Origin of the sequence: Pseudomonas syringae (assembly GCF_021606685.1) — a bacterium.
In the GTDB taxonomy this organism is placed as follows: domain Bacteria; phylum Pseudomonadota; class Gammaproteobacteria; order Pseudomonadales; family Pseudomonadaceae; genus Aquipseudomonas; species Aquipseudomonas syringae_R.
Map to the genome: position 1 here is coordinate 1 of NZ_WKCB01000082.1, position 22,877 is coordinate 22,877.

Consider the following 22,877-nt stretch of genomic DNA (forward strand, 5'->3'; position numbering starts at 1 on the left):
CCACCCACCCCTGGGTGTTCACCGCCACACATGGCCCCCCCCCCTTTCCCCCGAGGCGGTTGGGCAACCCCCCGCCCCCACCCCTCCAACACCCCAGCCCCCCCCCCGCCATGCCCCTGCTCGACAGCCCCTTCGCCCAGCTCGATCTGATCCGCCAGCCAGAGCAACATAACGATCCGCTGCAAGCCTTCGACGCGGCCGACGAGTACCTGCTCAGTTATCTGTCCGAGCAACAGCCCAGCGCCACGACCCGCGTGCTGGTGCTCAATGACAGCTTCGGCGCCCTGGCTGCCAGCCTCGCGGGCCAGGTGCAGGTGACCTCCAGCGGTGACTCGTTTCTCGCCGCCCAAGGCCTGGAAAAAAACCTGGTGCGCAACGGCAAGGCGTTTGATGCCGTGCCGTTCACCCCGGCCAGCCAGGTGCCCGGCGGCCCGTTCGACCGCGTACTGATCCGCGTGCCCAAGACCCTGGCATTGCTGGAGGAACAGTTGATCCGCCTGCAAGGCCACTTGGCACCGGGTGCCCAAGTGATCGCGGGGGCGATGATCAAGCACCTGCCACGCGCCGCAGGCGAGTTGCTTGAGCACTACATCGGCCTGATGCACGCCTCGCTGGCGGTAAAAAAAGCACGGCTGCTGATCGCAACGGTGCAAGACCGCCCAACCGCCGTTTCGCCCTACCCGACGCGCTACACGCTGGACTCCCCGGTCATCGAACTGCTCAACCACGCCAACGTGTTCTGCCGCGAAAGCCTGGACATCGGCACCCGCGCGTTCCTGCCGCACTTGCCCAAAAACCTCGGCAGCGCCCGCGTGGCCGACCTGGGTTGCGGCAACGGGGTGCTGGCAATCGCCAGTGCACTGCAAAACCCCGAGGCGCACTACACCTTGGTGGACGAGTCCTACATGGCCGTGCAATCGGCCCTGGAGAACTGGCAAGCCGCCCTCGGCAATCGCCAGGTGACCGTGCGCGCGGGCGATGGCCTGGCCGGGCAGGAGCCCGACTCGCTGGACGTGGTGCTCTGCAACCCGCCGTTCCACCAGCAGCAGGTGGTCGGCGACTTCCTCGCCTGGCGCATGTTCCAACAGGCACGCGAAGCCCTGGTAGTCGGCGGCGCCCTGTATATAGTCGGCAACCGTCACCTGGGCTATCACAGCAAATTGGCGCGGCTGTTCCGCGGTGTCGAGCAAGTGGCGGCCACGCCCAAGTTTGTGATTCTCAAAGCGCGCAAATAAAAAAACCCTGCCGATCTGACGAAAGGCAGGGTTGAAAAGCCGGGCCGCAAAGCCCGGGTTGGGATGTCAGTGGGTGGTCAGGCCGGCCGCATTCATGAACATGCGCATCAGGCTGGCCACGATAAACAGGGCCAGCACACTGCCGGTCCAAATCATTGCCAACCACCCGAGGCGCCGCCACAGCGGCTGTTTCTCGGCCTGTTCGATCTCGTGCAACGTAGGTTTGCCGGACATGCAACGACCCTCCTAGTGATAACCGTCTTCGTGGGTGACCTTGCCGCGGAACACGTAGTAGCTCCAGAAGGTGTAACCCAGGATGAACGGGATGATGAACAGCGTGCCCACCAGCATGAAGCCTTGGCTTTGCGGTGGTGCGGCGGCGTCCCAGATCGACACGGATGGCGGGATGATATTCGGCCACAGGCTGATCCCCAGGCCGCTGTAGCCGAGGAAGATCAGCACCAGCGTCAGCAGGAACGGCGTGTAGTGCGCGTGACGCGCCACCGCGCGAATCAACCCGTACATGGTCACCAGTACCAGGATCGGCACCGGCAGGAACCAGAACAGGTTCGGCAGGGTGAACCAGCGCGAGGCGATTTCCGGGTGCGACAACGGTGTCCACAGACTCACGATACCGATCACCGCCAACACCACGAACGCCAACGGCCGCGCCAGGTTGTGCATCTTTTCCTGCAGCGGGCCTTCGGTCTTCATGATCAGCCAGGTGCAACCGAGCAAGGCATACGCCACGATCAGTGCCACGCCGCAGAACATCGTGAACGGCGTGAGCCAGTCCAGCGAGCCACCGGCAAACTGGCGGTCGACCACCGGGATACCGTCGATAAACGCGCCCAGCGCCACGCCCTGGAAGAACGTCGCCGCCAGCGAGCCACCGATAAAGGCTTTGTCCCACAGGTGACGCTTGTGGTCCTTGGCCTTGAAGCGGAACTCGAAGGCCACGCCACGGAAGATCAGCCCGATCAGCATCAAAATCAGCGGCAGGTACAGCGCCGACAACACCACGGAATAGGCCAGCGGGAACGCGCCAAACAACGCTGCGCCGCCCAGTACCAGCCAGGTTTCGTTGCCGTCCCAGACCGGGGCGACGGTGTTCATCATTACGTCACGGTCGACTTTGCCTGGGATAAACGGAAAGAGGATGCCGATGCCCAGGTCGAAGCCGTCCATGACCACATACATCATGATGCCGAAGATGATGATCACGGCCCAGATCAGTGGAAGATCAATACCCATCTCAATGCCCCTTGTGCTGGATGTGGGCGTGGTCGTCATCGCTGCCGTCATCGGCCGCAGACAACGGACGAGCCGGTGTGCGTTTCTGGCCAGGGCCACCGTGAGTCGGCTCAGTACCTTCGTGGGTCTGCGGCCCTTTGCGCACCAGGCGCATCATGTAGCCAAGACCCGCGCCGAACAGGGCGAAATACACCACCACGAACAACACCAGGGTAATCGTCATCTGCGCCAGGCTATGCCCGGATGAGGCGTCCGCCGTGCGCATCAGCCCGTAGACCACCCACGGCTGACGGCCGATTTCGGTGGTGAACCAGCCGGCGAGAATCGCGATCAGGCCGGACGGGCCCATCCACAACGCCAGGTACAGGAACGGTTTGGACGTGTACATCTTGTCGCCCCGGCGCAGCCAGAGGCTGAACAGACCGGTAAAGATCATCAGAAAGCCCAGGCCGACCATGACCCGGAACGACCAGAACACAATGGTCGAGTTGGGGCGGTCTTCAGGCGGGAACTCCTTGAGCGCCGGCACCTGTTTGTCCAGGGAGTGAGTGAGGATCAGGCTGCCCAGGTACGGGATCTCGACCGCGTATTTGGTTTTTTCGGCTTTCATGTCCGGCCAGCCGAACAGGATCAGCGGCGTCGGCTCATTGCCGATGTTTTCCCAGTGGCCCTCAATTGCAGCGATTTTCGCCGGCTGGTGCTTGAGGGTGTTCAGGCCGTGGAAGTCACCGATCACCGCCTGGATAGGTGCGACGATCAGCGCCATCCACATCGCCATCGAGAGCATTTTGCGGATCGCCGGGTTGTCCTTGCCGCGCAGCAAGTGCCAAGCCGCGGACGAGCCGACAAAAAACGCGGTGGCCACGAAGGCCGCGGTGGCCATGTGCATCAGGCGGTAAGGGAACGACGGGTTGAAGATCACCGCCAGCCAGTCGGTCGGGATCACGCGGCCGTCGATGATTTCGAAGCCTTGCGGGGTCTGCATCCAGCTGTTGGAGGCGAGAATCCAGAAGGTCGAGATCAACGTACCGACGGCCACCATCACGGTGGAGAAAAAGTGCAGCTTGCGCCCCACCTTGTTCCAGCCGAACAGCATCACGCCAAGGAAACCCGCCTCGAGGAAGAAGGCTGTGAGCACTTCATAGGTCAGCAGCGGCCCGGTGACGGCGCCGGCGAAGTCCGAGAAACGGCTCCAGTTAGTGCCGAACTGGTAGGCCATGACCAGACCGGAGACCACACCCATGCCAAAGTTGACGGCAAAGATCTTCGACCAGAAATGGTAGAGGTCACGGTAGGTGTCGTTGTGGGTCTTGAGCCACAAGCCTTCCAGCACCGCGAGGTAACTGGCCAGGCCGATGGTGATCGCCGGGAACAGGATGTGGAACGAGATGGTGAACGCAAATTGAATTCGGGCGAGATCTAGCGCCTCCAAACCGAACATAAGTCTTCCTCTGTCAGGTAATACCGGCTGCTGGCGGAAGCCTGCACCCACTGCCCCCACGGATATGGAGTCTGGCGAATTTCAATTCGTTTCTTTTTTTAACCAACCACGTAGGGAATCTGGCCCTAAGGCCCCAGAACAATCCCCAAGCAGGTTTTGATCTGGATCAAGCATTGCTGAAAGAGTAGTCCCATTTTCAGGATTGAACTGTGTGGTCTTTTGCCGCGTGACAGACTGCCTCAGCTCAGTTGTTGCAACTATCTGTTACAACTTAGTGATAATCTCGGCCCTTCCTCCGGCCCTGACCTGAACTCCCGATGCCTAGTGAACCTGCGTTGCTGTTGCGTCACCACCGCCCTTTCATCGCGTTCTGGCTGGCGCGGATCTTTACCGCCAGCGGCTTCCAGATGCTCACCGTGGCCATCGGTTGGAACCTCTACCAGTTGACCGGCAATGTGCTGGACCTGGGCTTGGTTGGCCTGGTGGAATTTGTGCCACGCGTACTGTTCATGCTGCACACCGGCCACGTGGCCGACCGCTATGAACGGCGCAAGGTCGCGGCCATTTGCCAGACCGTGCAGGCGCTGATCGCGCTGTCCCTGGCCATCGGCGGCCTGACCGGCAGCGTGACCCGCGAGATGATCTTTATCCTCGCCTTCCTGCTGGGCGCCGCACGCTCGTTTGAAATGCCCACCACCCAGGCCATGCTGCCGAGCATCGTGCCCAGCACGCTGTTCCCACGGGCGGTGGCGTCATCGCAGTCGGCCCAGCAACTGGCGACCATCGTCGCCCCCGCCCTCGGCGGTTTGCTCTACGCATTCGGCAGCGTGTGGGTGTATGGCCCGACGGTGGTGCTGTACCTCATCGCCTGCGTGCTGACCCTCAACCTGCCCGCCCGCCAGACCCCGCTGAACAAAGGCAAGGCCACGCTGGACTCGCTGCTGGCCGGCATCCGCTTTATCCGCAGCCGCCAGGACATTCTTGGCGCCATCTCCCTGGACCTGTTTGCCGTGTTGCTGGGTGGCGCCACCGCGTTGCTGCCGGTGTTCGCCAAGGACATCCTGCTGACCGGCGCGTGGGGCCTGGGCCTGCTGCGTTCGGCGCCGGCGGTGGGGGCGTTGTTGATGTCGTTGTGGCTGGCACGCTTCTCGGTGGACCGTCATGTGGGCCGTGTGATGTTCACTGCCGTCGGCGTGTTCGGCGTGGCAACCATCGCCTTTGGCCTGTCGACCTCGTTCTGGTTTTCCCTGGCGGTGCTGGTGGTGCTGGGCGCGGCAGACATGATCAGCATGGTGATCCGCGCCTCCTTTGTGCAGCTGGAAACCCCCGATGAAATGCGCGGGCGGGTCAGTGCGGTCAACGGGCTGTTTATCGGTGCGTCGAATCAGCTGGGTGAGTTCGAGTCGGGCATCACCGCCCACTGGTTCGGCACCGTGCCCGCCGTGGTCATGGGCGGGATCGGTACGCTGGTGGTGACCGGGGTGTGGATCAAGCTGTTCCCGACGCTGGCCAACCGCGACCGTATGCACGTGCCGGTGGAAGAAACCAAGGTCTGAGCCCCACCACCAAATCTGATGCTGGAATACAGTCAATGTGGGAGGGGGCTTGCCCCCGATAGCGGTGGTTCAGTCAATTAGATGTCGACTGACACTCCGCTATCGGGGGCAAGTCGAATCGTCGCACCGCCCCTCCCACATTTTGATACCTATGCGTTTGGAAGACCGGGTTACAACACCTTATCCAAGGTGATCGGAAACTCCCGCACCCGCTTGCCGGTGGCATGGTAAATCGCGTTCGCCACCGCCGCCGCCACGCCGACAGTGCCAATCTCCCCCACGCCCTTGGACCCAAGCGCGTTGACGATCTCGTCGTGTTCTTCGACGAACACCACATCAATGTCGCCGATGTCGGCATTTACCGGGATGTGGTACTCGGCCAGGCTGTGGTTCATGTAGCGCCCCAGTTGGTGGTCGGTCTGGGTTTCTTCGTGCAGGGCCATGCCGATGCCCCACACCACCCCGCCGAGGATCTGGCTACGCGCCATCTTGGGATTGACCACCCGCCCCGCCGCAATGGCACTGACCACGCGGCGCACCTTGATCGTGCCCAGGTCTTCGTCTACCTGAACCTCCACAAACACCGCCGAATGGGTCGCGGTCGCGTAGCCCTCGCGCTTCTTGCCCGGTTCGCTGTCGACCTGCACCTGCAGGACATCTTCGCTGCTGTCCTTGACCAACTGCGCCAGCGACACACTGACGTCGCCGGCATGCAGCTGACCGTCTTCAAAGCGCACCGATTCAGCATCCTTGAAGACCGGGTACGTCTGCCGCGCAACCGTCAGCAGCTTGGCGCTCAAGGCTTCGCAGGCTTGCTGCACGGCGGTGCCCACGGAGGACACGGTAAACGAGCCACCCTGCAGCGGCGCAGTGGGCAGTGATGAATCGCCGAGCAAAAACTGCACATCTTCGACGGCCACGCCGCTGGCCTGTGCCGCAATCTGGGTCATGACCGTGTAAGTGCCCGTGCCAATATCGGTGGTGGCACTGCTGACCGTCAGTTTGCCTTGGGCGTCGATACACGCCTTGGCGCTGGCCTTCATCTGCATGGCCTCCCACACGCCACCGGCCATGCCCCAGCCGATCAACTGGCGACCGTCGCGCATGCTGCGCGGCTCCGGGTTGCGCTGGTTCCAGCCAAAGCGCTCGGCGCCCTCGCGGTAGCACTCGCGCAAGGCTTTGCTCGACCAGGGTTTGTCTTCATTCTGGTTGCGCTCGGCGTAGTTGACCAGGCGCAGTTGCACCGGGTCCATTCCCAGGGCGCAGGCCAGTTCATCCATGGCGCATTCCAGGCCGATCAGCCCCAATGCGGCGCCCGGCGCGCGCATGTCCAGCGGGGTGAATACATCCAGCGGTACCAGCTTGTAGGTCAGTTGCACGTTGTCACAGTGATAGAGCATGCCGCTCCACTCCACGACGTGCTCGCTGAAATCCTCGAAGCGCGAGGTTTGGCCAACGGCCGTGTGCCCCAGCGCCAGCAGGCGACCATTGGCTGCCGCGCCCATTTGCAAACGCTGCAAGGTGCGCGGGCGGTAGCCAAAGGTAAACATCTGCTGACGGGTCAGGGTGACTCGCACCGACCGCTTGAGCGCCAGGCTGGCCATGACCGCCAGCGGCAATTGGTACTGCGGGCGCAGGCCGGAACCGAAGGCACCGCCGACGAACGCGGCGAACACCCGCACCTGCTGCTTGTCCAGCCCGAAGACTTGTTGCACGTAAGCCTGGCAGTTCTGCGGGCCTTGGGTCTTGTCGTGGATGTGCAGGGTGCCGTCGGGTTGATACAACACGGTGCTGGCGTGGGGTTCCATGGGGTTGTGGTGTTCGATGGGGGTGCTGTAGTGCAGGTCCAGGCTGACGGCAGCGGCCGCCCATTCGGCCTGGAAGTTGCCGCGCGGCGTCGGCGGCGCTTGCGGTGACGGGTGAGCCTGTTCCTGTTGCGCGAGCAGGTCCGTCTCGAAGTCTTCGCGCGCGTACTCGATCTCCACCAAAGAGCCCGCATGCCGTGCCAGCTCGAGGTTGTCGGCGATCACCAGGGCCAGGGGCTGGCCGCTGTAGAGCACGCGGTCGTTATACAAAGGACGAAACGGGGAGCCGTCGGCGGCGTCGGCGTCTTGAAAGGCCTCGTCGTAGCTGGCGATTCTCGGCCGATTGAGGTGATGGATAACGTCCACCACCCCCGGCAACGCCAGCGCCCGCGACGCGTCGATACGCAGCACGCGCCCCTTGGCGATGTTGCTGGAGACCACACTGCCATGCAGCAGGCCTGCCTCGGGAAATTCACCGGCATAGCGTGCCTGGCCAGTGACCTTGAGCAGACCGTCGACGCGGTCCAGAGGTTTGCCGATGGCGGTCATGGTTGTTCTCCTGCAACAGCGGCGTCGCTCAAGGCGCGGATAATCGCGCGGCGTGCCAGCTTGATCTTGAAACCGTTATGCGCCAGCGGCTCGGCGTCTTGCAGCAGGGCGTCGGCGGCGTTACTGAAGGTTTCGCGGCTGACCGTCTGGCCGATCAGCGCGGCTTCCACGGCGCGGTCACGCCAGGGTTTGTGCGCCACGCCGCCAAGGGCCAGGCGCGCATCGACGATCCTGTCACCGTCCAATTCGAGGGCGGCGGCGACGGACACCAGGGCAAACGCATAGGACGCGCGGTCGCGGATTTTCAGGTAGTGGCTGTGCCGCGCCAAATGGTCGGCGGGCAACTCGATGGCGGTGACCAGCTCATCGTCGGCCAATTGGTTGTCGCGTTGCGGCGCATCGCCGGGCAGGCGGTGGAAATCGGCGAACTCGATAACCCGCGCGCCACCGCGCCCCTCTACATGCACCCGCGCCTCCAGTGCGGCCAGGGCTACGCACATGTCCGAAGGGTGCGTGGCCACGCATTGGTCACTGGCGCCGAGGATCGCGTGGATCCGGTTCAGCCCGCTACGCGCCGGGCAGCCGCTGCCAGGTTCGCGCTTGTTGCACGGCACGGCGGCGTCATAGAAGTAGTAGCAACGGGTGCGCTGCAACAGATTGCCGCCGGTGCTGGCCATATTGCGCAATTGTGGCGAGGCACCGGCAAGGATGGCCTGGGACAGCAACGGGTAACGCTGCTCGATCAACGGGTGCCAGGCCAGGTCGGCGTTGCTCACCAGTGCACCGATCCGCAGGCCGCCCTCGGCGGTTTCTTCGATTTCATGCAGCGGCAGGCCGGTGATGTCGATCAGGTGCTCGGGGCGGCTGATGTTTTCTTTCATCAGGTCGAGCAGGTTGGTGCCGCCGGCAATGAAGCGCGACGCCGCGCTGCTCAGGTGCACCGCTTCATGCACATCCGCCGGTTTGCTGTACTGGAAGGGGTTCATTTGTCACCTCCCAGTACGACGTCTTCAATGGCATCGCGGATGTTGCTGTAGGCGCCGCAACGGCACAGGTTGCCGCTCATCAGCTCCTGGATCTGCGCGGTGTCGTGGGCACGGCCTTCATTGGCCAGGCCGACGGCCGAGCAGATCTGCCCAGGGGTGCAGTAGCCGCACTGGAAGGCGTCGTGTTTGATAAAGGCTTGCTGCATGGGGTGCAACCGGTCGCCCTCGGCCAAGCCTTCGATGGTGGTCAGCTCGGCGCCGTCGCACATCACGGCGAGGGTCAGGCAGGCGTTTACACGCTTGCCGTCACGCAACACGGTGCAGGCGCCGCACTGGCCGTGGTCGCAACCTTTTTTGCTGCCTACCAGGTCGAGCTGTTCACGCAGCAGGTCCAACAAGGTGGTCCAGGGCAGCACGCTCAGTTGGCGATCCTGGCCGTTGAGGGTCAGGCGTATGGAGTGGCTGACGAACGGCTGGGCTGCCGCGCCATTGGGGGTCGCGCTCATAAACACCTCACGGGTTGGTGTACATCCGCGGCGTTCAGGAAAGTCGCCGTCTCAGGGGTACGACTGCCCGGGGTATTGAGCGTTCAAGGTGATTGATCAGCGGATATTGAGCAGGGTTTTCAGGGTGTTTCGCGGCGGGTTGATCGAGGAGTTGCTGTATTCGAACCAGCCCTGGTCGGCAACCTCCACGTCAAACACATAGATGTAACCCATCAAGGTGCCCGCGCCCTGGCAGGCCTCGCTGATATTACCGACCTGGCACACCGGTGTGCGCTGGCCATTGAGCACGGCGCCATTGAACAGGCCGACCGGGTTGTTGCCCAGGCCAACCTCCATCACCGACACCTTGGTAGGCCCACGGTGGGTGCACATCTGGGTACTTTGCGCGCGCTCGGGGATGGTTTCAGTGCAACGGGACGATTCAACCTTGAACACACGCACCTCGCTCAAGGCCGGTGCAGTCGCGCCCCATGCCGGTGCCGCGCCGAGCAACAGGCTGATATAGGGGATCAGGGCTAGACTCCACGCGTTGGCTTTTTTCATGCTGTCGATGACCCGCTGTTGAACGTCGCCGCAGTATGCCTCAAGGCCATGCGCCACACAGCCTCGGCTGCTGGTATGATGCGCCGCTTTTTCCGATCCTCTCTGAAATCACAGGCGCTTGGCGCAGTTTGTGCTTTGACTTAGAGGTCAACAAATCACGACGCAAGATAGCGTCACAGGGAGCAGGCATGCTGGAAAAGCTGTTTCAACTCAAGGCACACAACACCAACGTGCGCACCGAGATCCTCGCGGGCATCACGACATTCCTGGCCATGGCCTACATCCTGTTCGTGAACCCGAGCATCCTCGGCGAAACCGGCATGGACAAGGGCGCGGTGTTCGTCGCGACGTGCCTGGCAGCCGCCATCGGTTCGACCGTGATGGGCCTGATCGCCAACTACCCGATTGCCCTGGCGCCGGGCATGGGCCTCAATGCCTTCTTTACCTACACCGTGGTGCTGCACATGGGCCACACCTGGCAGGTAGCGCTAGGGGCGGTATTTATTTCGGCGGTGCTGTTCTTCCTGCTGTCGATCTTCCGTATCCGTGAGTGGATCATCAACAGCATCCCCCTGCCCCTGCGCTCGGCGATTGCCGCCGGTATCGGCCTGTTCCTGGCGTTGATCGCCCTGCACAACGCCGGGATCGTAGTCGCCAACCCGGCCACCCTGGTTGGCCTGGGTGACTTGAAACAACCCGCCCCTATCCTCGCCACGCTGGGTTTCGTGCTGATCGTGGCGCTGGAAGCCCTGGCCGTACGCGGTGCGGTGCTGATCGGCATCCTGGCAGTGACCATCGTGTCCGTCCTGCTGGGCGTTACGCCGTTCGGCGGCGTGACCTCGATGCCACCGTCCCTGGCCCCGACCTTCCTGCAACTGGATATCAAAGGCGCACTGGACATCGGCCTGGTCAGCGTGATTTTTGCCTTCCTGTTCGTTGACCTGTTCGACAACTCCGGCACCCTGATCGGCGTCGCCAAGCGCGCCGGCCTGATGGGCAAGGACGGCCACATGCCGAAAATGGGCCGTGCGCTGATCGCCGACAGCACCGCCGCCATGGCCGGTTCGCTGCTGGGCACTTCGACCACCACCAGCTACATCGAATCCGCCGCGGGCGTGAGCGCCGGTGGCCGTACCGGCTTGACCGCCATCGTGGTCGCGATCCTGTTTCTGCTGGCGCTGTTCTTCTCGCCACTGGCTGCCAGCGTTCCTGCCTTCGCTACCGCGCCAGCGCTGCTGTTCGTGGCCGTGCTGATGACCTCGGGCCTGGCGGAAATCGACTGGGATGACATCACTGTTGCAGCGCCGGTGGTGATCACCGCCCTGGCGATGCCCTTCACTTACTCCATCGCCAACGGCATCGCCTTCGGTTTCATCGCCTGGACCGCCATCAAGCTGCTTTCGGGCCGCTACCGTGAGCTGAACCCGGCATTGGTGATTCTGTCGATTCTGTTTGTGATCAAGCTGGGCTGGTTCAACGCATGACTTTTGACGCCGCACGCTACACCACTCAACTGCAAGACAAGGTCACGCGCTTGCGTGACCTGCTGGCACCGTTTGACGCACCGCAGCCGCAGGTCTTTGACTCGCCGCTGCAGAACTTCCGCCTGCGCGCGGAGTTCCGCCTGTGGCGCGAAGGCGGTGAGCGCCACTACGCGATGTTCTCCCAGGACGACAAGCGCACGCCGATCCTGATCGAAGAGTTCCCAATTGCCAGCCAGCGTATCAATCAGTTGATGCCGCAGCTCAAGGCCGCCTGGCAAGCCAGCGCTGCCCTGAGCCACAAGCTGTTCCAAGTGGAGTTCCTGACCACGCTGGCCGGCGACGCGATGATCACGCTGTGCTACCACCGCCCGCTGGATGAGCACTGGCACACAGCGGCGAACAAGCTGGCGGCAGACCTGAACGTGAGCATCATCGGCCGCTCCAAGGGCAAGCGCGATGTGATCGGCCAGGACTATGTGGTGGAAAAACTCGACGTCGGCGGCCGCACATTCAGCTATCGCCAACCCGAAGGCGCGTTCACCCAGCCCAACGGCACGGTGAACCAGAAGATGCTCAATTGGGCATACGAAGCCTTGGGCGATCGCCCGGATGATTTGCTCGAGCTGTATTGCGGCAACGGCAACTTCACCCTGCCGTTGGCGACCCGCGTGCGTAAAGTGTTGGCCACTGAAATCAGCAAGACTTCGGTTAACGCGGCGCTGAGCAATCTCGATGAAAACGCGGTGGATAACGTTACGCTGGTGCGCCTGTCTGCCGAAGAACTCACCGAAGCTCTCAACGAAGTACGCCCATTCCGCCGCCTGCACGGCATCGACCTGAAAAGCTACGAATTCGGTAGCGTCTTCGTCGACCCGCCCCGCGCCGGCATGGACCCGGACACCTGCGAACTGACTCGGCGCTTCGACAACATCCTGTACATCTCCTGCAACCCGGAGACACTCGCTGCGAACATTGCGCAACTGCATGACACGCACAAAATTACCCAGTGCGCGATGTTTGACCAGTTCCCGTGGACGCACCACATGGAGTCCGGGGTGTTATTGACCCGGCGGTAACTCTGCGCCTTCCTCTTCCTTCTTGCGTGGTCGCCCGCCCTTCTTGCCATTGGCTCGGGCGGCGGCGGCTTTAGCGGCGCTGCTTTTGCGGCCGTTGCGGGATGCCACCATGCTTGTGGCCAGATCCATCAGCGGCTGGCTTGTCGCAATCAGGCCAGTGATGGAAACATCCAGGTCCCGAGCCTCACAGCACAGGGCCTTGCCGCCAAACCTCACCTCCAATTGCTCGAAATCCTGTAGAGAAAACCCTTCGAACTCCGGCAGGCCGGCCACCGGTAGCACGACGCGGCTGCCGTCGCTGAAGCCGATGGAGATGCAGTCGTTCTCATACCGCACATTGCTGGCGTTGGCGTACAGGCGCTTGAGTTTGCGCCCACGCGCTATGGCCTTGTCGACATCGGCATCAGTGATCGGCGCATAGGGCCGGACTTTGGCTTTTACGATTTTCATAAATCAATCCCCACGCAATCTGGTGCTCTTACCAGATTCAAAATTGTTCGTTGCTCAACAACATCGTGCCGAGCGTTTGCAATGACGTAGACACCCTGTCGAATGATCAATCCCGGAATTACCTCACCCGCATCCCAATCCCATGAATGGTTATCCAGACAGACTGTTTGCAATGCCTGCCACCAAATCCTGCGTGCTCGTGCCAGGTAGTGCCGTTGCCTTATCGCCTCGCCTATTTCGTTCAGGACCCCACTCGGTGGCCGCCGCCGATCGGGCTCTACATCCCACAACTCCACCTCCCCATCCAGAAAACTGAACCGAAACCGCGCATCCCAACCCTTGCCCCTCACATGCACGTGGGGCGGGCAATGCTCATCCCTGAGAAACACCGATATTACAAATCCCTTGTAAGCACCTACTTTCATCGTAACCCATCCGTTAGGTTAATTTCCGTCAGGTAACAATTTTCCCCGTGGCCCCCGACAATCGGCTCCAGAATCGCGAAGCGTTTTCACAGCGTAGTAACGACGAACAACCCGTCGAAGGGCGGGTTGTAACCACTCATGCCAATGTCTGGAACGGCCAGGAAATCGTGCGTGCCCGGTAACCCCGCGTAATAAATGTTCGCTAATCGAACAAATCCCACGCAGAAATCCGTCCTTCAATTGACCAAATTAACTATCCAGTACATTTTATCTGCACAACTAACAAGAACTGTGGAGATGCCCCTATGCCGCCTATCGTGCTGGTGCTCAACGGCCCCAACCTCAACCTGCTCGGCACCCGTGAGCCCGCCACCTACGGCCATGAAACCCTGGCCGACGTCGCCGCCCTGTGCGGGCGCAGCGCCGAAAAGCTTGGGCTGAAAATCGAATTTCGCCAAACCAACCACGAAGGCGAACTGCTGGACTGGATCCACGGCGCCCGCGCCCGTTGCGCCGGTATCGTGATCAACCCCGCGGCCTGGACCCACACCTCGGTGGCGATCCGCGACGCGCTGGTGGCCAGTGAGGTCCCCGTGATCGAGGTGCATTTATCCAACGTGCATGCCCGCGAAGCGTTTCGTCATCATTCGTTTGTGTCGCCCATCGCCAAGGCCGTGCTGGCGGGTTTCGGCAGCCACGGCTACCACTTGGCCATGGAACATTTCAGCCAGTTGCTCAAGGGATCGACACAATGAAACCGCGCATTCTCGCCGGCCTCATTGGTGCCGGTATCCAGGCTTCCCGCACCCCGGCCCTGCACGAACAGGAAGGCGATGCCCAAGGCTTGCGCTACCTGTATCAGTTGATCGACCTGGAGCCGCTGCAACTGAGCATCAACGCCCTGCCCGACCTGCTGGACGCCGCCGAGTTGATGCGGTTCACCGGGCTGAACATTACCTACCCGTGCAAACAGGCAATCCTGCCGCTGCTGGATGAATTGTCTGACGAGGCGCGAGGCATCGGTGCGGTCAACACGGTGGTGTTCAAGGCGGGCAAGCGCATCGGCCACAACACCGACTGCCTGGGGTTTGCCGAAGGCTTCCGACGCAACTTGAATGACGTACCGCGCCAGCGCGTGGTGCAGATGGGCGCCGGCGGTGCGGGCGCAGCGGTGGCGCATGCGCTGCTGGCCGAAGGGGTCGAACTCTTGAGTATTTTCGACGTGGACGTAACCCGTGCCCGCGACCTTGTGGATAACCTGGCCCAGCGTTTCGGCGCCGGTCGCGCCCAGGTCGGCCAGCACTTGGAAAACGCCGTGGCCGAGGCCGATGGTTTGGTCAACACTACGCCGATGGGCATGGCCAAACTGCCTGGCACACCCGTACCTGCCAGCCTGTTGCGAGCTGAATTGTGGGTAGCGGAGATCGTTTACTTCCCGCTGGAAACCGAACTGCTGCGGGATGCCCGCGCCTTGGGCTGCCGCACTCTGGACGGCGGCAATATGGCGGTGTTTCAGGCGGTGAAGGCGTTTGAGTTGTTCAGCGGCGAGGTGCCGGATGCGCAGCGGATGCTGGCGCACTTTCAGAGCATGAATAACTAACTGACGAAACTGAATCCAAGTGTGGGAGGGGCGGTGCGACGATTCGACTTGCCCCCTCCCACATGGATTGCATTCCAACCTGAATTATCAGGCCTGCAAGTACCGCATCACCGACTCACAGATCATGTCCCGGTGCCGCTGTTTAACCGCCTCATCCGACAGCTCGATCTGAAAGATCTCACTGAACGTATGGCGGTTGGACACCCGGTAAAAGCTGAATGAATTGATCAGCAGGTGCACATCCAATGGCTCCAACCCCTCGCGAAACAGCCCCATCTCGGCCCCGCGGCGCAACGTGGTGCCCAGCGCTTCGAGGATATTGCTGTTCATCGCCTTGATCGAGTCCGAGCGTTTCACGTATTCGGCGTTGTGGATATTTTCGATGCTGACGATGCGCACGAAATCCACGTTCTGGTCATGGTGATCAAACGTGAATTCCACCAGCCGCCGGATCGCTTCGCGCGGTTCCAGCGCGGTCAAGTTCATGCGGGTTTCAGTGTTGCGGATATCGCCGTAGAGCTTCTCCAGCACCTCGACGTACAGCTGCTCCTTGCTGCCGAAGTAGTAATAGATCATGCGCTTGGAGGTGTGGATACGTTCGGCGATCGCATCCACGCGAGCACCGGACAGGCCCTGCTGAACAAACTCGACAACAGCCTCTTGGAGGATGTTTTCGCGGGTCTTTTCCGGGTTGTTCTTACGACTCTTGCGCGGTGCGTCTGACACCGCGGGGAGATCGGGACTCGAGGTCATGGTGCGCTCACGGCCATTGTTATGCAGGCGGTGATTATGGGCCGCGGCGCTCTCGTAAGGAAGCACCCGGCCACCGCGTCATAAACGCGCCTGGCGCACCGCACCGCTGCGCGACTTGGCCATCGCCGCCAAACGTACCGCCACGTTGGCCGCGCCGTAGCCGGCATAGCCGTTCTTGCGCTGGATGATCTCGAAGAAAAACCGTCCTTCGAAGGGTTCGGTGTACACGTGAAACAACTCACCGCCCTGGGCGTCACGGTCGTACAGCACGTTGTAGTACGCCAGCTCGCTGAGGAACTCTTCGTCGAAATCAAAGCGCGCCGCGAGGTCATCGTAATAGTTGAGCGGGATATCCAGCAGCGGAACCCCCGCCTCCTTGGCCCGGCGCACCTCGGCGAAAATATCCGCGCAGTCGAAGGCAATGTGGTGCACGCCCGAGCCGCGATAGCTCGACAGCGCGTGGGAAATCGCCGTGTTGCGGTTCTCGGAGATATTCAGTGGCAAGCGGATCGAGCTGCAACGGCTGCGCAGTGCGCGGCTTTTGACCAAGCCGTAAGGGTCGGGCAGCACCACTTCGTCATCCGCTTCGAAATCCAGCAGGCTCTTGTAGAACAGCACCCAACTGTCGAGGCTGTCGGCCGGCAAGGCCATGGCCATGTGGTCGATACGCAGCAAGCCGCCGCTGGAGGCGGTTGCCGGTTGCAGGTTGAAGTCGGTGTCGTACAGCGTGCCCTCGGAAGGATCCACCAGGTAAATCAGGCTGCCATCCGGCGCGCGCACTGCCGCCAGCTCCAGCTCGTTGGGCCCGACCAGGCCGCGATACGGCTGGCCCTTGTAGGCCACCGCCCGCTCAAGGGCCTTGGCGCTGTCCTTGACGCGGATCGCCGTAGCGCACAGCGACGGGCCATGGGCCTCGAAAAAATTGTGGGCAAAAGAATAGGGCTCACAGTTGAGGATCAGGTTGATATCGCCCTGGCGCAACAGGCTCACGCTCTTGGAGCGGTGCTGGCCAGCCTTGACGAAACCCAGGCGCTCCAACCAATGGCTCAGTTTGGCGCCGAGGCTTTCGTCCACGGCAAACTCAAGGAATTCAATGCCGTCGTATTCGCTGGCGGCTGGGGTGTCGAAGAGGATATCGACCGGCGCGGCGGGCGTTTCCTCGGCCAGGCGCTGACGGGTTTTCTCTTCCAGGTACAGCAGCGAGCGCAAGCCATCGGCCGCATTGGCCCGTGTCGGGGCCGCGCGGAAACCATCGTTGAAAATCTCCAGGGACAGCGGCCCGGTGTACCCACTCTTGATGATCGGCGCGAGGAAGCCCGCCAGATCAAACTCGCCCTGCCCGGGGAAGCAGCGGAAATGCCGGCTCCACTCCAGCACATCCATGGCCAGGATTGGCGCGTCGGCCATTTGCACAAAAAAGATCTTGTCGCCGGGGATCTCGGCAATGGCGCTCGGGTCGCCCTTGAGCGACAGGGTGTGGAAGCTGTCGAGCAATACGCCCAGGCTTGGGTGATCGACCTGGCGCACCAGGTTCCACACCTGTTGCCAGGTATTCACATGCTTGCCCCAGGCCAACGCTTCATAGCCGATGCGCAAGCCACGACGGCCGGCGTGCTCGGCCAGCAGGCTCAAGTCATCGAGCAAAATCCGTTCATCGCCCACCGCGTCCGCCGAGGCATTGCTGCACACCAGCACCAGGTCGGTGCCCAGTTCCTGCATCAGGTCGAACTTGCGCTCGGCACGCTCCAGGTTGCGCGCCAGGCGGTCGCGGCGGCAACCTTCAAAGTCACGGAACGGCTGGAACAAGGTGATGGCGATGCCGAGGTCGGCGCACATCTGCCTAACTTCCCGAGGGCTGCCGTCGTAATACAACAGGTCGTTCTCGAAGATCTCGACCCCATCGAACCCGGCGGCGGCAATGGCTTCGAGCTTTTCCGGCAGGGTGCCGCTCAAGGAAACAGTGGCGATGGAACGTTGCATGGGGTCACTCCCGGCAATTGTTGTTTGTGGCAAATTATTCGCCCCCAGCCTACACGCAGCAATTAAAATGTACGAACCGGTTAGTTTTTGGTGCGATTATCGAACACTATGCCGCTTTGGCGAATTGACGATTTTTTAACCACTGCGCACCATCGATTCCGCAACCCGCGTTAAAACAAGACCCAGAACACACCATAAAAATTTCAAAAAACGGGTACGACCTCATGCCTCTGCAAAACTCCGCCCTGGCCGCGCGCCCGGGCAACCCGCACGCCGGCATCGGCGACAAGATCCGCGGCGCCCTGGCTGTGGGTAAAACTCGCTGGGGCATGCTGGCCCTGGTGTTCTTCGCCACCACGCTCAACTACATCGACCGCGCCGCCCTGGGCGTGATGCAGCCGATCCTGGCCAAGGAAATGAGCTGGACGGCGATGGACTACGCCAACATCAACTTCTGGTTCCAGGTCGGCTACGCCATCGGCTTTGTGCTGCAGGGGCGCTTGATCGACAAAGTCGGCGTGAAACGCGTGTTCTTCTGCGCGGTATTGTTGTGGAGCCTGGCCACCGGCGCCCACGGCCTGGCCACCTCGGCCGTCGGTTTTATGGTCTGCCGCTTTATCCTCGGGTTGACCGAAGCCGCCAACTACCCTGCCTGCGTCAAGACCACACGCTTGTGGTTCCCGGCGGGTGAGCGCGCAGTGGCCACCGGTATCTTCAACGCCGGCACCAACGTCGGCGCGATGATGACGCCCATGCTGTTGCCGCTGATCCTGCACGTGTGGGGCTGGCAGGCGGCGTTCCTGTGCATGTCGGCGCTGGGCGGTATCTGGCTGCTGTTCTGGGGCTTGAAGTACTTCAACCCGGAAGACCATCCCACCGTCAAACAATCCGAACTGGACTACGTGCAGCAGGAAGTCGAACCGGAACAACCGCGCGTGCCGTTCAGCCGCATCCTGCGCATGCGTGGCACCTGGGCCTTCGCCCTCGCCTACTCGCTGACCGCGCCGGTGTTCTGGTTTTACCTGTATTGGCTGCCGCCGTTCCTGAACCAGCAATACAACCTGGGCATCAACGTGACCCAGATGGGCATCCCGCTGATCATCATCTACCTGACGGCCGACTTCGGCAGTGTGGGTGGCGGGATTCTGTCCTCGTTCCTGATCGGTCGCGGCATGAACTCGATCAAGGCGCGGCTGCTGTCGATGCTGCTGTTCGCCTGCTGCATCGTCGGCGTGATCATGGCGGCCGGCTCCAGCCAGCTGTGGGTCGCGGTGTTTGCCATCTCCCTGGCCATCGGCGCACACCAGGCCTGGACCGCCAACATCTGGAGCCTGGTGATGGACTACACGCCCAAGCACATGATGAGCACGGTGTTCGGTTTCGGCGGGATGTGCGCGGCCATCGGCGGCATGTTCATGACCCAGATCGTCGGGCATATCCTCACCGTGACCAACAACAACTACACGGTGTTGTTCACCCTGATTCCGGCGATGTACTTCATTGCGTTGACCTGGATGTACTTCATGGCGCCGCGCAAGATTCCAACCGTAGACGTTTGATCACCTGCGCCGCTGCTGCCAGGCAGCGGCCAAGCCGCTCATGCAGATCACCCCGATGCCGACCACCGTGGTCACGTCGGGGGTATGGTTGAACACCAGCCAGCCCAACAGCCCCGCGAACACGATCTGGCAATAGCCGAACGGCGCTAGCAAGGCCGGCGCCGCAAAGCGGAACGCCTGGGTCAGCAGCAAGTGCGCGGTCATCCCGCATGTACCCAGCGCCAGCATCAACACGCCATGCCACAGCGTGGGCACCTGCCAGAAGAACGGCACCATCGCACTCATCACCAAGGTATTGCACAGCCCGGCGAAGAAGTTGCTGGTGGTGGGCGTGTCGTATTGGCTGAGGATGCGCGTGAGCAGTTGGTAGAAGCAGAAGAACAGCGCCGAGCACAGCGGCAGCAGCACCGCCGGGGTGAACAACTCGCCACCGGGGTGGATGATCACCAGCACGCCGACAAACCCACAGATCACCGCCAGCCACTGGCCACGCGTCACGTGTTCACCCAGCAGCGGCACTGACAACGCGGTCACCAGGATCGGCGCAAGGAAGTTCACCGCGGTGGCTTCCGCCAACGGGATGAAATGCAGCGCCGCCGTGAAAAACAGGCTCGTGCCCAACAGGCACAACGCCCGCACCACCTGCATCCCCGGCCGTTTGCTGCGCAGCACGCGCAAGCCTGATTGCGGCAGGAATATCCCGGCCATCAACAAGGTGTGCACCAGGTAGCGCGCCCACACCACCATCACAATCGGGTAGAACCCGGCCAGGTATTTGGACAAGGCGTCATGGCTGGAGAACAGGAAAGTCGCCACCACAATCAGCAGGATGCCTTTGAAGGGATGGTTGACGCCGGAAAGGGGAGTGCTGACAGTCATTGAATTCTCTTGCGTGGCGCGCTGAACACGAACGAGGTAGCGCTCAACCCGGTAATCTAGCAGCCGGGCTGGAGTCTGCCCCAAGAGCATAACCAAACACCGTGCGAACAGCGCACTAAATCCGTGGATTCGAGTCCAACGCTGCACGTTCAACCCCGTGCTGTACACTTTTTAGCCAAGGCCCGTTGCCATGAAAAAAGCCGCATTCCTGCTCTCTACCCTTGCCCTGCTGAGCGCCTGTGACCAGCAGTCCAAGCCAGCCCCAAAGCCCGCGCCGCCTTCCGTGCAGGCAACCCTGGTGCCGCAAACCCCGCCCACCGATAAATGGGTTGGCCAATGGATCGGCGTCGAAGGCTTGCACCTGACCATCGCCAAAGACGACAGCATCGGCCGTGGCCACTACCTCCTCACCATGCAATATGGCCTGGACGCCGACGACTCCGGCACCTTCAAGGGTGAAGCGGCCGAAGACGGTATCGCCTTCACCCGCCCGGACGGCCCCCAATTGCTGCGCGCCGGCGACGGCGAAGCCACCGGGCTGAAATGGCTGGCGGATAAAAAAGACTGCCTGATTGTCGCTACCGGCGAAGGTTATTGCCGCCAGTAAGCGTTAAACACAACTATCGTAGGAACTGGCAGGCTCGCGCCTACAGCACGCACACAAGAGGATTGCCCCCATGCTATGGAAAAAAGGCCGACGCAGCGACAACGTAGTGGATGCCCGCGATGACAGTGGCGGCAGCGGTGGCGGCATGCGCTTTGGTGGCGGCAAGGGCCTGAGCCTCACGGCGATTGTGCTGATCGTCGGCATCGGCTGGCTGACCGGCCAGGACCCGATGCAGATCCTCGGCCAGTTGACCGGCCAAATGGAACAAGCGCCGTCGGTGAGCACCCAATCGCGCCAGGCGCCGCCAGCCAACGATGAGCAAGCGGACTTTGTCCGTGCGGTGCTGGGTGACACCGAAGACACCTGGGGCCAGGTGTTCCAGGAGAATGGGTTGGCCTACAAAAACCCGAAACTGATCCTGTTCCGTGGCCGGGTGAATTCCGCCTGCGGTGGCGCCACCTCGGCCAGCGGCCCGTTCTACTGCCCGGCGGACCAGCAGGTGTACCTGGACCTGGATTTCTTCCGGGAAATGTCGCAACGCTTCCAGGCCGCTGGCGACTTCGCCCAGGCCTACGTGATCGCCCACGAAGTCGGGCACCACGTGCAGACGTTGCTCGGCATCTCGTCGAAGATCCAGGCCGCGCGCCAGCAGGGCCGACAGATGCAAGGCGATGGCGGCCTGCTGGTCCGCCAGGAACTGCAAGCCGATTGCTTTGCCGGGGTATGGGCCAACCGCGCGCAAAAACGCCTGAACTGGCTGGAACCCGGCGACATTGAAGAAGCACTGAACGCGGCCAACGCCATTGGCGATGACCGTTTGCAGCAACAGGGTCAGGGCCGCGTGGTGCCGGACTCGTTTACCCACGGCACCTCGGCACAGCGGGTTCGCTGGTTCAAGACCGGCTTCGCCCAGGGCCAGATCACTCAATGCGACACGTTCGCCGCCAAGAGCCTCTAGATGAATAAACGCTTGGGATTGCTGCTGGGCTTGATGTTGACCTGCTCTACCGCCACCTTGGCCGCCGAGAAAAACCATGGCGTCAAGGTGGTCAGCCCCGATCGTTTTCATCTGGAGACCGGCGATCTCAGCCTGGGCCTGAGCCAGGATTGGCGCCAGCCGCTGCCGCAGGTCACCCGCGCATTGATCATCGTGCACGGCCGCCTGCGCAATGCGATGCCCTACCTGGAAAGTGGCGAGCATGCGGCGCAAAACGCCGGGGTGGCGGGCAGTACCCTGGTCATTGCGCCGCAATTTCTCGATGAATCGGACGTAAAACGCGACCATCTGGACAACCAGCTGCTGCGCTGGAAAGCCGATGACTGGATGGCCGGCGAGCCCTCCATCGGCCCCGGCCAGGTCAGCTCCTACGGCGCTCTGGACCAGATCATCAAGCACCTGGGCAACCGCAAACTGTTCCCGGCGCTGGAAGAAATCGTGGTCGCCGGGCATTCCGGCGGTGGCCAGGTAGTGCAGCGTTTCGCCCTCACCGGCCACGACCACCCGATGCTGCAAACCCAAGGCATCAGCCTGCGCTATGTGGTGGCCAACCCGTCGTCCTACGCTTACTTCACACCCGAGCGCCCGATGAAGTTCGACACCGCCAGTTGCCCAGGCTTCAACGACTGGAAATACGGCCTGCAGAACCTGCCCGCCTACGCCAAGGGCCAAAGCGCCGCGCAGCTTGAGCAGACGTACGTGTCGCGCAACGTCACCTACCTACTCGGCCAGCAAGACACCGACCCCAACCACCCGGCACTGGATAAAAGCTGCGCCGCTGAGGCCGAGGGCGCGTATCGCCTGGTGCGTGGGCATAACTATTTTGACTACCTCAAGCAGCGGCATCCGCAGTTGGGCCATAAGCTGGTGGAAGTGCCGGGGGTGGGGCATAACGGAGACGGGATGTTTACCTCGCCGGAGGGGCAGCAAGTACTGTTCGGGAAATAACTGCCGAAACCGGATCAAAAATGTGGGAGGGGGCTTGCTCCCGATGGCGGTGGATCAGTCAATAAATCTGGTGACTGATCCACCGCCATCGGGAGCAAGTCGAATCGTCGCACCGCCCCTCCCACATTTAACCTTTTATCGTCTGGGCTGGATCATCCGGCGCAGCACTGCGCAATCTTCAGCATGCCAATCCGCCAATTCCGGCCACGGGTTCTCCGGCAGGTTCACCAACACAGTCCTGGCC

Annotated in this window: 22 protein-coding genes and 1 pseudogene; 10 read left to right on the top strand and 13 right to left on the bottom strand. The window is 61.9% G+C overall.

All coding sequences use genetic code 11. The annotated features are described in order from the left end of the window. Positions 1-110 precede the first annotated feature (110 nt). Entirely contained in the window at positions 111-1,235 is a 1,125-nt protein-coding gene (locus tag GIW02_RS22875; RefSeq protein WP_236413801.1) for a methyltransferase, read from the top strand. Between the two features lie 66 nt (positions 1,236-1,301). Here the strand turns inward: GIW02_RS22875 and GIW02_RS22880 are convergent, their stop codons facing one another. From GIW02_RS22880 to GIW02_RS22890, 3 genes are read right to left on the bottom strand one after another with little or no spacing between them, the layout of a single operon-like run. Beyond that, positions 1,302-1,469, bottom strand: a complete 168-nt coding sequence (locus GIW02_RS22880; protein WP_099584739.1) for a DUF2474 domain-containing protein — start codon at positions 1,467-1,469, stop codon at positions 1,302-1,304. 12 nt (positions 1,470-1,481) lie between these two features. Then, complete coding sequence (cydB, locus tag GIW02_RS22885; RefSeq protein WP_236413799.1) at positions 1,482-2,489, bottom strand: cytochrome d ubiquinol oxidase subunit II; 1,008 nt, start codon at positions 2,487-2,489, stop codon at positions 1,482-1,484. A gap of 1 nt (position 2,490) precedes the next feature. Continuing rightward, on the bottom strand, positions 2,491-3,930 hold the full coding sequence (locus GIW02_RS22890; protein WP_236413788.1) for a cytochrome ubiquinol oxidase subunit I: 1,440 nt from the start codon (positions 3,928-3,930) through the stop codon (positions 2,491-2,493). A 317-nt stretch (positions 3,931-4,247) separates the two neighbouring features. Between GIW02_RS22890 and GIW02_RS22895 the strand changes: the two genes are divergently transcribed. After that, a complete protein-coding gene (locus GIW02_RS22895; RefSeq protein ID WP_236413787.1) occupies positions 4,248-5,486 on the top strand; it encodes an MFS transporter in 1,239 nt (412 codons plus the stop codon). A 170-nt stretch (positions 5,487-5,656) separates the two neighbouring features. On the opposite strand, the gene GIW02_RS22900 is transcribed toward GIW02_RS22895, so the two are convergent. The 4 genes from GIW02_RS22900 to GIW02_RS22915 all read right to left on the bottom strand — a co-directional run bounded on the left by GIW02_RS22900 (position 5,657) and on the right by GIW02_RS22915 (position 9,875). Further along, complete coding sequence (locus tag GIW02_RS22900) at positions 5,657-7,840, bottom strand: xanthine dehydrogenase family protein molybdopterin-binding subunit (protein ID WP_236413785.1); 2,184 nt, start codon at positions 7,838-7,840, stop codon at positions 5,657-5,659. Then, positions 7,837-8,826 (bottom strand): FAD binding domain-containing protein, encoded by a 990-nt coding sequence (locus GIW02_RS22905; RefSeq protein ID WP_236413783.1) that lies wholly within the window; start codon positions 8,824-8,826, stop codon positions 7,837-7,839. Before GIW02_RS22905 ends, GIW02_RS22900 begins: the two co-directional genes overlap by 4 nt. Next, complete coding sequence (locus GIW02_RS22910) at positions 8,823-9,332, bottom strand: (2Fe-2S)-binding protein (protein WP_236413780.1); 510 nt, start codon at positions 9,330-9,332, stop codon at positions 8,823-8,825. The genes GIW02_RS22905 and GIW02_RS22910 overlap by 4 nt, the downstream gene beginning before the upstream one ends. 96 nt (positions 9,333-9,428) lie before the next feature. Beyond that, on the bottom strand, positions 9,429-9,875 hold the full coding sequence (locus GIW02_RS22915; protein WP_236413778.1) for a DUF4879 domain-containing protein: 447 nt from the start codon (positions 9,873-9,875) through the stop codon (positions 9,429-9,431). A 188-nt stretch (positions 9,876-10,063) separates the two neighbouring features. Here GIW02_RS22915 and GIW02_RS22920 point away from each other — a divergent pair, with 188 nt between their 5' ends. Together GIW02_RS22920 and trmA are read left to right on the top strand one after the other, a co-directional pair. Next, entirely contained in the window at positions 10,064-11,359 is a 1,296-nt protein-coding gene (locus GIW02_RS22920) for an NCS2 family permease (protein ID WP_236413776.1), read from the top strand. Next, positions 11,356-12,435, top strand: a complete 1,080-nt coding sequence (gene trmA, locus GIW02_RS22925) for a tRNA (uridine(54)-C5)-methyltransferase TrmA (RefSeq protein WP_236413774.1) — start codon at positions 11,356-11,358, stop codon at positions 12,433-12,435. Before GIW02_RS22920 ends, trmA begins: the two co-directional genes overlap by 4 nt. On the opposite strand, the gene GIW02_RS22930 is transcribed toward trmA, so the two are convergent. Both GIW02_RS22930 and GIW02_RS22935 read right to left on the bottom strand, forming a co-directional pair. Further along, positions 12,418-12,885 carry a DUF2442 domain-containing protein gene (locus GIW02_RS22930; protein WP_236413772.1) on the bottom strand — a complete coding sequence of 156 codons (468 nt, stop codon included), beginning with the start codon at positions 12,883-12,885 and terminating at the stop codon, positions 12,418-12,420. The genes trmA and GIW02_RS22930 overlap by 18 nt on opposite strands. Continuing rightward, positions 12,882-13,310 carry a DUF4160 domain-containing protein gene (locus tag GIW02_RS22935; protein WP_236413770.1) on the bottom strand — a complete coding sequence of 143 codons (429 nt, stop codon included), beginning with the start codon at positions 13,308-13,310 and terminating at the stop codon, positions 12,882-12,884. Before GIW02_RS22935 ends, GIW02_RS22930 begins: the two co-directional genes overlap by 4 nt. Before the next feature lie 305 nt (positions 13,311-13,615). On the opposite strand from GIW02_RS22935, the gene aroQ reads away from it, so the two are divergent. Both aroQ and GIW02_RS22945 read left to right on the top strand, forming a co-directional pair. Continuing rightward, positions 13,616-14,065: a type II 3-dehydroquinate dehydratase gene (gene aroQ, locus GIW02_RS22940; protein WP_236413769.1), complete on the top strand. Its 450-nt coding sequence runs from the start codon at positions 13,616-13,618 to the stop codon at positions 14,063-14,065. Then, positions 14,062-14,910: a shikimate dehydrogenase gene (locus tag GIW02_RS22945; RefSeq protein WP_236413767.1), complete on the top strand. Its 849-nt coding sequence runs from the start codon at positions 14,062-14,064 to the stop codon at positions 14,908-14,910. The genes aroQ and GIW02_RS22945 overlap by 4 nt, the downstream gene beginning before the upstream one ends. An 87-nt stretch (positions 14,911-14,997) precedes the next feature. On the opposite strand, the gene GIW02_RS22950 is transcribed toward GIW02_RS22945, so the two are convergent. Beyond that, complete coding sequence (locus tag GIW02_RS22950) at positions 14,998-15,663, bottom strand: TetR/AcrR family transcriptional regulator (protein WP_236413765.1); 666 nt, start codon at positions 15,661-15,663, stop codon at positions 14,998-15,000. A gap of 78 nt (positions 15,664-15,741) precedes the next feature. Continuing rightward, positions 15,742-17,643, bottom strand: a complete 1,902-nt coding sequence (quiC, locus tag GIW02_RS22955; protein WP_236413763.1) for a 3-dehydroshikimate dehydratase QuiC — start codon at positions 17,641-17,643, stop codon at positions 15,742-15,744. 224 nt (positions 17,644-17,867) lie between these two features. On the opposite strand from quiC, the gene GIW02_RS22960 reads away from it, so the two are divergent. Further along, the gene (locus GIW02_RS22960; protein WP_236422089.1) at positions 17,868-19,202 is read left to right on the top strand and encodes an MFS transporter; all 1,335 of its coding nucleotides are present in this window, start codon (positions 17,868-17,870) and stop codon (positions 19,200-19,202) included. On the opposite strand, the gene GIW02_RS22965 is transcribed toward GIW02_RS22960, so the two are convergent. Next, positions 19,203-20,081 carry a DMT family transporter gene (locus GIW02_RS22965; protein WP_236419635.1) on the bottom strand — a complete coding sequence of 293 codons (879 nt, stop codon included), beginning with the start codon at positions 20,079-20,081 and terminating at the stop codon, positions 19,203-19,205. It abuts the gene before it with no gap. 190 nt (positions 20,082-20,271) lie between these two features. On the opposite strand from GIW02_RS22965, the gene GIW02_RS22970 reads away from it, so the two are divergent. The 3 genes from GIW02_RS22970 to GIW02_RS22980 all read left to right on the top strand — a co-directional run bounded on the left by GIW02_RS22970 (position 20,272) and on the right by GIW02_RS22980 (position 22,633). After that, positions 20,272-20,688 carry a hypothetical protein gene (locus GIW02_RS22970; RefSeq protein WP_236419637.1) on the top strand — a complete coding sequence of 139 codons (417 nt, stop codon included), beginning with the start codon at positions 20,272-20,274 and terminating at the stop codon, positions 20,686-20,688. Positions 20,689-20,758: 70 nt separating this feature from the next. Next, positions 20,759-21,646, top strand: coding sequence for a KPN_02809 family neutral zinc metallopeptidase (ypfJ, locus tag GIW02_RS22975; RefSeq protein ID WP_236419639.1), 888 nt, complete (start codon positions 20,759-20,761; stop codon positions 21,644-21,646). Next, positions 21,647-22,633, top strand: a complete 987-nt coding sequence (locus GIW02_RS22980; protein WP_236422090.1) for an alpha/beta hydrolase — start codon at positions 21,647-21,649, stop codon at positions 22,631-22,633. 135 nt (positions 22,634-22,768) lie between these two features. Here the strand turns inward: GIW02_RS22980 and GIW02_RS22985 are convergent. After that, a pseudogene (locus GIW02_RS22985) lies at positions 22,769-22,877 on the bottom strand (HAD family hydrolase); the annotation flags it as partial.

Excerpts from the sequence above, each read along its gene's own strand:
- GIW02_RS22920 (WP_236413776.1), top strand. The coding sequence starts at position 10,064 with ATGCTGGAAAAGCTGTTTCAACTCAAGGCACACAACACCAACGTGCGC.
- GIW02_RS22905 (WP_236413783.1), bottom strand. The coding sequence starts at position 8,826 with ATGAACCCCTTCCAGTACAGCAAACCGGCGGATGTGCATGAAGCGGTG.
- GIW02_RS22930 (WP_236413772.1), bottom strand. The coding sequence starts at position 12,885 with ATGAAAATCGTAAAAGCCAAAGTCCGGCCCTATGCGCCGATCACTGAT.
- GIW02_RS22935 (WP_236413770.1), bottom strand. The coding sequence starts at position 13,310 with ATGAAAGTAGGTGCTTACAAGGGATTTGTAATATCGGTGTTTCTCAGG.
- quiC (WP_236413763.1), bottom strand. The coding sequence starts at position 17,643 with ATGCAACGTTCCATCGCCACTGTTTCCTTGAGCGGCACCCTGCCGGAA.
- GIW02_RS22980 (WP_236422090.1), top strand. The coding sequence starts at position 21,647 with ATGAATAAACGCTTGGGATTGCTGCTGGGCTTGATGTTGACCTGCTCT.
- GIW02_RS22875 (WP_236413801.1), top strand. The coding sequence starts at position 111 with ATGCCCCTGCTCGACAGCCCCTTCGCCCAGCTCGATCTGATCCGCCAG.
- GIW02_RS22965 (WP_236419635.1), bottom strand. The coding sequence starts at position 20,081 with ATGACTGTCAGCACTCCCCTTTCCGGCGTCAACCATCCCTTCAAAGGC.
- GIW02_RS22900 (WP_236413785.1), bottom strand. The coding sequence starts at position 7,840 with ATGACCGCCATCGGCAAACCTCTGGACCGCGTCGACGGTCTGCTCAAG.
- GIW02_RS22970 (WP_236419637.1), top strand. The coding sequence starts at position 20,272 with ATGAAAAAAGCCGCATTCCTGCTCTCTACCCTTGCCCTGCTGAGCGCC.
- GIW02_RS22890 (WP_236413788.1), bottom strand. The coding sequence starts at position 3,930 with ATGTTCGGTTTGGAGGCGCTAGATCTCGCCCGAATTCAATTTGCGTTC.
- GIW02_RS22880 (WP_099584739.1), bottom strand. The coding sequence starts at position 1,469 with ATGTCCGGCAAACCTACGTTGCACGAGATCGAACAGGCCGAGAAACAG.
- cydB (WP_236413799.1), bottom strand. The coding sequence starts at position 2,489 with ATGGGTATTGATCTTCCACTGATCTGGGCCGTGATCATCATCTTCGGC.
- aroQ (WP_236413769.1), top strand. The coding sequence starts at position 13,616 with ATGCCGCCTATCGTGCTGGTGCTCAACGGCCCCAACCTCAACCTGCTC.
- GIW02_RS22950 (WP_236413765.1), bottom strand. The coding sequence starts at position 15,663 with ATGACCTCGAGTCCCGATCTCCCCGCGGTGTCAGACGCACCGCGCAAG.
- GIW02_RS22915 (WP_236413778.1), bottom strand. The coding sequence starts at position 9,875 with ATGAAAAAAGCCAACGCGTGGAGTCTAGCCCTGATCCCCTATATCAGC.
- GIW02_RS22895 (WP_236413787.1), top strand. The coding sequence starts at position 4,248 with ATGCCTAGTGAACCTGCGTTGCTGTTGCGTCACCACCGCCCTTTCATC.
- GIW02_RS22910 (WP_236413780.1), bottom strand. The coding sequence starts at position 9,332 with ATGAGCGCGACCCCCAATGGCGCGGCAGCCCAGCCGTTCGTCAGCCAC.
- GIW02_RS22960 (WP_236422089.1), top strand. The coding sequence starts at position 17,868 with ATGCCTCTGCAAAACTCCGCCCTGGCCGCGCGCCCGGGCAACCCGCAC.
- ypfJ (WP_236419639.1), top strand. The coding sequence starts at position 20,759 with ATGCTATGGAAAAAAGGCCGACGCAGCGACAACGTAGTGGATGCCCGC.
- trmA (WP_236413774.1), top strand. The coding sequence starts at position 11,356 with ATGACTTTTGACGCCGCACGCTACACCACTCAACTGCAAGACAAGGTC.
- GIW02_RS22945 (WP_236413767.1), top strand. The coding sequence starts at position 14,062 with ATGAAACCGCGCATTCTCGCCGGCCTCATTGGTGCCGGTATCCAGGCT.